Origin of the sequence: Burkholderia sp. Nafp2/4-1b, assembly GCF_003635165.1 — a bacterium.
GTDB lineage: Bacteria > Pseudomonadota > Gammaproteobacteria > Burkholderiales > Burkholderiaceae > Burkholderia.
Map to the genome: position 1 here is coordinate 1 of NZ_ML058646.1, position 7,920 is coordinate 7,920.

Annotated in this window: 6 protein-coding genes; 3 read left to right on the plus strand and 3 right to left on the minus strand. The window is 65.8% G+C overall.

Features of this window, described 5'->3' with window-relative positions; genetic code table 11:
• Nucleotides 1–495, plus strand: a 495-nt coding sequence (locus C7H84_RS34225) for an RNA-guided endonuclease TnpB family protein (protein WP_162999483.1), incomplete at its 5' end; no start/stop codon positions are given.
• A 284-nt stretch (nucleotides 496–779) separates the two neighbouring features.
• On the opposite strand, the gene pntB is transcribed toward C7H84_RS34225, so the two are convergent.
• The 3 genes from pntB to C7H84_RS34240 all read right to left on the minus strand — a co-directional run bounded on the left by pntB (nucleotide 780) and on the right by C7H84_RS34240 (nucleotide 4,810).
• Entirely contained in the window at nucleotides 780–2,195 is a 1,416-nt protein-coding gene (gene pntB / locus C7H84_RS34230) for a Re/Si-specific NAD(P)(+) transhydrogenase subunit beta (RefSeq protein WP_121862943.1), read from the minus strand.
• A 13-nt stretch (nucleotides 2,196–2,208) separates the two neighbouring features.
• On the minus strand, nucleotides 2,209–3,810 hold the full coding sequence (locus C7H84_RS34235; protein WP_121862944.1) for a Re/Si-specific NAD(P)(+) transhydrogenase subunit alpha: 1,602 nt from the start codon (nucleotides 3,808–3,810) through the stop codon (nucleotides 2,209–2,211).
• Nucleotides 3,811–4,219: 409 nt separating this feature from the next.
• Nucleotides 4,220–4,810 carry a dimethylsulfonioproprionate lyase family protein gene (locus C7H84_RS34240; RefSeq protein WP_121862945.1) on the minus strand — a complete coding sequence of 197 codons (591 nt, stop codon included), beginning with the start codon at nucleotides 4,808–4,810 and terminating at the stop codon, nucleotides 4,220–4,222.
• 562 nt (nucleotides 4,811–5,372) lie between these two features.
• Between C7H84_RS34240 and C7H84_RS34250 the strand changes: the two genes are divergently transcribed.
• Together C7H84_RS34250 and C7H84_RS34255 are read left to right on the plus strand one after the other, a co-directional pair.
• Nucleotides 5,373–7,163 (plus strand): acyl-CoA dehydrogenase, encoded by a 1,791-nt coding sequence (locus tag C7H84_RS34250; protein ID WP_121862947.1) that lies wholly within the window; start codon nucleotides 5,373–5,375, stop codon nucleotides 7,161–7,163.
• A gap of 34 nt (nucleotides 7,164–7,197) precedes the next feature.
• The coding region (locus C7H84_RS34255; RefSeq protein ID WP_162999484.1) for an NAD(P)/FAD-dependent oxidoreductase at nucleotides 7,198–7,920 on the plus strand (723 nt) is incomplete at its 3' end.

The following is a 7,920-nucleotide window of genomic DNA, read 5'->3' on the forward strand; positions in this document are numbered from 1 at the left end:
GATCGGTTCGGTCGATGCGCGGCCGAGAAACTCGCGAAAGCGCAGCGAGCGCGAAAGCACAAGCGACATATCGCGAAGCTGTACGCCAAGGTCGCGAATGCGCGTGCCGATTTCCAGCATAAGCTCGCGCTCGATCTGGTGCGGCGTTTCGATTACATCGCGGTCGGCAACGTGTCGGCCGCGAAGCTCGCCAGAACCAGGATGGCGAGGAGCGTCTACGACGCATCCTGGTCGTCCTTCCGAAACAAGCTCCGTTACAAGGCGATCGCGCACGGAGCCACGTTCGAGGAAGTGGACGAAAGCGGTTCGACCCAGTCCTGTTCGTCGTGCGGATCGAAAGACAGCACGACGCGACCGAAAGGTATCGCGGGACTGCGAATAAGAGAGTGGGCCTGCAGTGACTGTGGTGTCGAGCATGATCGAGATACCAACGCTGCGTTGAACATTCTCCGATGCGGACGTGCATCGCCAGGTGTGGGAATCCTCTCCCTTTAGGGAGAGGAGGACGTCAACATCACGGGTTCCGTTGCGGAAGATGTTGAACATGATGCCGCTTTTTGGCCGGCCGGTGACTCGCAATGCACGCCAATCGGTATGCAATGTGTGCCAGGTGTCCGGCGTCGAACCGGGGCGAGGCGGGGTGTGGAAGGGGAGATTACCCGGGAAGGGGAAGGTTGCCGGGTGAGGAAGATGCGTCCGGCCCCGGCGCCCGTGACGGCGGATCGGACGCCACGCGGCGCGGGAGCGGCCGGTTGGCCGCCCCGCGCGCGTGGCTGCACTCAGGCTTTCAGTGCACCGAAGATTTCATTCAGCATCGACTTCGCGTCGCCGAACAACATGCGGTTGTTGTCCTTGTAGAACAGCGGATTGTCGACGCCCGCATAGCCGGAGGCCATGCTGCGCTTCATCACGATCGACGTCTTCGCCTTCCACACTTCCAGCACCGGCATGCCGGCGATCGGGCTCGACGGGTCATCCTGCGCGGCGGGGTTCACGATGTCGTTCGCGCCGATCACCATCGACACGTCGGCCTCGGGGAAGTCACTGTTGATCTCGTCCATCTCCATCACGATGTCGTACGGCACCTTCGCCTCGGCCAGCAGCACGTTCATGTGGCCGGGCATGCGGCCCGCGACCGGGTGAATCGCGAAACGCACGTCGACGCCCTTGTCGCGCAGCAGCTTCGTCAGTTCGAACACCGTGTGCTGGGCTTGCGCAACGGCCATCCCATAGCCGGGGACGATGATCACGCGCTTCGCTTCGCGCAGCAGCTCGGCCGTTTCCGCCGCGCTCACCGCGACCGCTTCGCCGGCCGGTTGCGCAGCACCGCCGCCGGCTGCCGCCGGCGCACCGGCACCGCTGCCGAAACCACCGGCGATCACGCTGATGAAGTTGCGGTTCATCGCGCGGCACATGATGTACGACAGGATCGCACCGGACGAGCCGACCAGCGCGCCGATCACGATCAGCAGGTCGTTGCCGAGCATGAAACCGGTCGCGGCCGCCGCCCACCCCGAGTAGCTGTTGAGCATCGACACGACCACGGGCATGTCGGCCCCGCCGATCGCCATCACCATGTGCACGCCGAACAGCAGCGAGATCACGGTCATCACGACGAGCGGCAGCATGCCGTCATGGATGGTTTCCGCATGCAGGAACGCACGGCCGAAGTAGATCACGATCAGCAGCGCGGCGAGGTTCAGCCAGTGCCGTGCCGGCAGCAGCAGCGGCTTGCCGCCGATCTTGCCCGACAGCTTGCCGAACGCGATGACCGAGCCCGCGAAGGTCACCGCACCGATCAGGATGCCGACGTAAATCTCGACCTCGTGAATGGCCTTCTCCGCGCCGGTCAACTGCAGCGACGTGTCGATGTAGCTCGCGAAGCCGACCAGGCACGCGGCGAGACCGACCAGGCTGTGCATCAGCGCGACCAGTTCCGGCATCTGCGTCATCTGCACTTTCTTCGCGGCGTACAGGCCGACCGCGCCGCCGACGACCAGCGCGGCGATTACGTACGGAATGCCCGCGGCCGACACGCGCGGACCGAGCACCGTGGCCACCACGGCGATCAGCATGCCGATCATGCCGAGCAGGTTGCCGCGGCGTGCGGTTTCAGGGTTCGCGAGGCCGCCGAGGCTCAGGATGAACAGGATCGCGGCGCCGATATAGGAGACGGTAGTCAGGTTGGAAGTCATTATTGTCGTCCCCTTATTTGCGGAACATCGCCAGCATGCGTCGCGTGACCGCGAAGCCGCCGAACATGTTGACGGCCGTGAGCGTGAGCGCACCGACCGCGAGGCCCAGGATCAGCCCCGACGGACGATCGCCGGCATTGGCCAGCTCGCCCAGCGGCGGCGCGACCTGCACGAGCGCGCCGATCGCGATGATCGACGAGATCGCGTTGGTCACGCTCATCAGCGGCGTGTGCAGCGACGGCGTGACGTTCCAGATCACCATGTAGCCGACGAAGCACGCAAGTACGAACACCGTGAAGTGCGACAGGAAGCTGGCCGGCGCGAACTGGCCGACCAACAGGAACGCCAGCGCGCCGATCGCGAACACGATCGCGAGCGCCTTCGCCGACATCGGCTCGCCGGCATGTCCGTGGCCTTTCGACTTCGCGGGCGCGGCTGCAGCGGGAGCGGCCGCCGCGGGCTTGGGCGCGACGACCGCCTGCTTGATCGGCGGCGGCGGCCACGTGACGTTGCCTTCCTTGATCACGGTGAGGCCGCGGATCGCGTCGTCGTCGAAGTCGACGTTGATCGTGCCGTCCTTGTTCTTGCACAGCTCCTCGACCACGCGCAGCAGGTTGGTTGCGTACAACGTGGACGACTGCCGCGACAGGCGCGACGCGAGATCGGTATAGCCGACGATCGTCACGCCGTGGCGCACGACCGCTTCGCCGGGCACCGTGAGCTCGCAGTTGCCGCCCTGTTCCGCGGCCATGTCGACGATCACGCTGCCGGGCTTCATCGTCCGCACCATCTCGGCCGTGATCAGCTTCGGCGCGGGCTTGCCGGGGATCAGCGCGGTGGTGATGATGATGTCGGCGTCCTTGGCCTGCTGCGCATACATCGCGCGCTGCGCCTGCTGGAAGCCTTCGCTCATCACCTTCGCGTAACCGCCGCCGCCCGAGCCTTCTTCCTCGTAGTCGACCTTGACGAACTCGCCGCCCAGCGACTTCACCTGATCGGCGACTTCCGCTCGCGTGTCGTTCGCGCGCACGATCGCGCCGAGGCTGGCGGCCGTGCCGATCGCGGCCAGACCGGCCACACCGGCGCCCGCGATGAACACCTTCGCCGGCGGAATCTTGCCGGCCGCGGTGACCTGCCCGTTCAGGAAGCGGCCGAACGCATGCGCGGCCTCGATCACCGCACGATAGCCGCTGATGCCGGCCATCGACGTGAGCGCATCCATCTTCTGCGCGCGCGACAGCGTGCGCGGCAGCGAATCGATCGCCAGCACCGTGGCGCGCTTCGCGGCGAGCTGCTGCATCAGTTCGGGATTCTGGGCGGGCCACACGAAGCCGATCAGCGTGCCGCCTTCGCGCAACAACGCGACTTCTTCGGCGCTCGGCGGACGCACCTTGAACACGATGTCGCTGCCGGACCAGAGCTCGGCGGCCGTGGCGGCGATGCTCGCACCGGCGGCGCGGTACGCGTCGTCGTCAAAGTTCGCGCCGGCCCCGGCGCCGCTTTCGACGGCGACCGAAAACCCCAGCTTGATCAGTTTCTCGACCACCTCGGGAACGGTCGCTACGCGCCGTTCGCCGGTGGCTGTCTCCAGAGGAATCCCAATCTGTAGTGTCATAGTGTGAAAGATGGGTGATGGCCATCGCGAAGCGCTCGGGCCGGTGCGTCAAGGTACCAGAATCATGTGCGTGTTTAGTGGCGCGCGCGCAGGTTTGCGTCAGAAATAGTACGACCGTTCGTCGGGCGTGAATAGAGTATGCCCGATAACGACGGGGCGATCGAGGAGGCAAATATATCTGCGGCGTCTTCCGTTGCAGTGTTGTGTTTTATCCACGTGCGGGCGAAAACGCGTCGATCGAACGGAGGTTGACGACGCGGGCGGAGTGTCGTTTCGATGGTGGAGCATCGAATCGTTTTCACGCACGGCGGCACGCTCGCGTTCAACAGTGCTCGGCTTCAATTCAGACCGACCGGTAGGTTGATTGTCGATCACCGATCGTTGATCGCTCATCGCACCGATCGTCTGATCAATTCAGCAGACACCATATCGCGAGGAACGGCATGCTGCCGGAGCGCATCGCATGCAGCGCGCCCGGCGGGTTGTGGATGCCTCCGCCGATGCCGGGATCGAACCACGCGCCGTCCTGCTGCCGGAATTCGCCGGCGGTCATCAGCACGTACGCTTCCTCCGGCGCGTGGCCGTGGTCCGGATACCTGACGTCGGGCATCAGCAGCGAGAAGCCGAGCTGGACGTCGTCGCGGCTTTCCGCGCCGCCGGGGCCGCAGATCATGCCGTTCACGTGCCCGTCGATGTAGTTCGGACTGCCGTCCTTTCCGGACGTGCGGCGCGTCCAGCCGACCACCGGCTCGAGCGATTTGATCAGTTGCGCGACGGTGGCAAAGGTCGGATCGATGCGCGCGACCGACTCGAGCGCGCGATCGAGCCATTCGCACGCCGGATATCGAATGGCGTTGCGCATGCCGTTGTCCGACGGCTGCTGCAACCGCGCGAATACTTTCGGTGCGAATGCACGCGCGGGGGCGGGAAGCTTGTCCGACTCGAACAGTTCGCCGGCGATCCGGACGAAATCCGCGATGGGCTTCGGGCGTTCACTCATCTTGCTCGCTGCTCCCGGGTCAGGTGGGGCGATGACACGAAAGTCTACGCAGGAACGCGTGGGGCCGGACTAGAAAAATGGTGGCCGATTTGGCCTCGGCCGCCATGAGTTCGCCGCGGTTGCCGTCCGGCCCGTGGGAAAGCGGAGCCGCCGACCGACCCGCAGAGCCGCTGACCGGCTGACCAGCCGACCAGCCGACCAGCCGACCAGCCGAACCGCCGAACCGCCGAACCGCCGAACCGCCGAACCGCCGAACCGCCGAACCGCCGAACCGCCGCCGCCCCCCCCCCCCCCCCCCCCCCCACCCCCCCCCCCCACCGGCACGCCGGTTGCGCGCTTTTTCGCCAAAACCGCCGCCCCCCAAACCCGCGTCCGGACGACCGTTCCCGCCTCCGTCCACTGCATCGCGTGGCCGATTTTGTCACCATGTGGGCCGGATATGACAATGGGAAACCGTCGACGCGGCATTACGATGGCTCACGACGTCGCCTGGTGCCGGCCGGTCTTGCCGCAGCCGCCCGGGTCGCGCGCCTCATTCACCGCCTGATTTGGAACATCGACCATGAGCTATAACGCCCCTGTCAAGGACATGCTGTTCGTGCTGAAGGAACTCGCGGGCATCGACACCGTTGCGCAACTGCCGGGCTTCGAGGAAGCCGGCTACGACACCGCGCAGGCCGTGCTCGACGAATCCGCGAAATTCTGCGGCGAGGTGCTGGCGCCGCTGAACGTCGACGGCGACCGCAACCCGAGCAGCTGGAAGGACGGCGTCGTGACCGCGACGCCCGGCTTCGGCGCGGCGTTCCGCCAGTTCGTCGAAGGCGGGTGGCAAGGTCTGCAACATCCGTCCGAATACGACGGCCAGGGGCTGCCGAAGCTGATCGCGACGCCGTGCATCGAAATGCTGAATGCGTCGAACCTGTCATTCGCGCTGTGTCCGCTGCTCACCGATGGCGCGATCGAGGCGCTGCTGACGGCCGGCACCGACGAGCAGAAGCAGCGCTACGTGCCGAAGCTGATCTCGGGCGAATGGACCGGCACGATGAACCTGACCGAGCCGCAAGCCGGTTCGGACCTCGCGCTGGTGCGCTCGCGCGCCGAGCCGCAGGGCGACGGCACGTACAAGGTGTTCGGCACCAAGATCTTCATCACGTGGGGCGAGCACGACATGGCGGACAACATCGTCCACCTGGTGCTGGCACGCACGCCGAACGCGCCGGAAGGCGTGAAGGGCATTTCGCTGTTCATCGTGCCGAAGTTCCTCGTCAACGAAGACGGCTCGCTCGGCGCACGCAACGACGTGCACTGCGTGTCGATCGAGCACAAGCTCGGGATCAAGGCGAGCCCGACCGCGGTGCTGCAATACGGAGACCACGGCGGCGCGATCGGCTATCTGATCGGCGAGGAGAATCGCGGCCTCGAATACATGTTCATCATGATGAACGCGGCGCGCTTCGGTGTCGGGATGCAGGGGATCGGCGTGGCCGACCGCGCATACCAGAAGGCCGCGGAATTCGCGAAGGAGCGCGTGCAGAGCCGCCCGGTCGACGGGTCGGCGAAGCAGTCGGTGACCATCATCCATCACCCGGATGTGCGCCGTATGCTCGGCACGATGCGCGCGCTGACCGAAGGCGCGCGTGCGCTCGCGTACGTCGCTGCCGCGCACAGCGACATTGCCCACCGCCATTCGGACGAGGCGACGCGCGCACGTCATCAGGCAATCTACGAATATCTGGTGCCGGTCGTGAAGGGCTGGAGCACCGAGATGGTGAACGACGTGGCGAGCCTCGGCGTGCAGGTGCACGGCGGCATGGGCTTCATCGAGGAAACCGGTGCCGCGCAGTACTATCGCGACGCGCGGATCCTGGCGATCTACGAAGGCACGACCGCGATCCAGGCGAACGATCTCGTCGGCCGCAAGACGCTGCGCGACGGCGGCGCGGTTGCGAAGGCACTGATCGCCGAAATCGGCGAGACTGTCGCGGCGCTCGGCAAGCTCGACGGCGCAGCGGCTGCGTCGATGAAGGCGCAGCTCGAGAAGGGCGCGCGGTCGCTGTCGTCGGTGGTGGATTACGTGCTGGCGAACGCGAAGCAGGACCCGAACGCGGTGTTCGCGGGCAGCGTGCCGTACCTGAAGCTCGCGGGCGTCGTGCTGTGCGGATGGCAGATGGCGCGCGCGCTGCTGGCGGCGCACGCGAACCGCGCGAGCGACACCGCGTTCTTCGATGCGAAGATCGCGATTGCACAATGCTATGCGGAACACGTGCTCGTCCAGGCAGGTGGCCTCGAAGCGTCGATCGTCGGCGCCAAGGGCAACGAGAGCGTGCTCGCGTTGACGGAAGACCAGTTCTGACCGTAACGGTCGGGGCGCAGGAGGAGACACGATTTTGACCACACAGGACTTGCTCGCGCAATACGGCCCGCGCGAATCGATGGAATACGACGTCGTGATCGTCGGCGGCGGCCCCGCCGGGCTGTCGGCTGCGATCCGGCTCAAGCAGCTGGCTGCCGAGAAAGGCACCGAGATCGGCGTGTGCGTGCTCGAGAAGGGTTCGGAAATCGGCGCGCACATCCTGTCGGGCGCGGTGATGGACCCGCGTGCGATCACCGAACTGTTTCCCGACTGGAAGGAACGCGGCGCGCCGCTCGACGTCGAGGTGACGGAAGACCGCTTCCTGTTCCTGTCCGAGAGCAGTGCGGTCACGACGCCGAACTGGGCGCTCCCCGCCAACTTCCAGAATCACGGTAACTACGTGATCTCACTCGGTAACGTCACGCGCTGGCTTGGGGCACAGGCCGAAGCGCTTGGTGTGGAAATCTTCCCGGGCTTCCCCGCGGCGGAGATTCTCTACAACGACGACGGCTCGGTCAAAGGCGTCGCCACCGGCAACATGGGCGTGGGCAAGGACGGCGAGCCGACCGAGAACTTCCAGCTCGGCATGGAACTGCACGCGAAGTACACGCTGTTCGCCGAAGGCTGCCGCGGTCATCTCGGCCGTCAGCTGATCTCGAAGTTCAAGCTCGACGCGAACGCCGATCCGCAGGCGTACGGGATCGGCATCAAGGAGCTGTGGGAAATCGATCCCGCGAAGCACAAGCCGGGCCTCGTG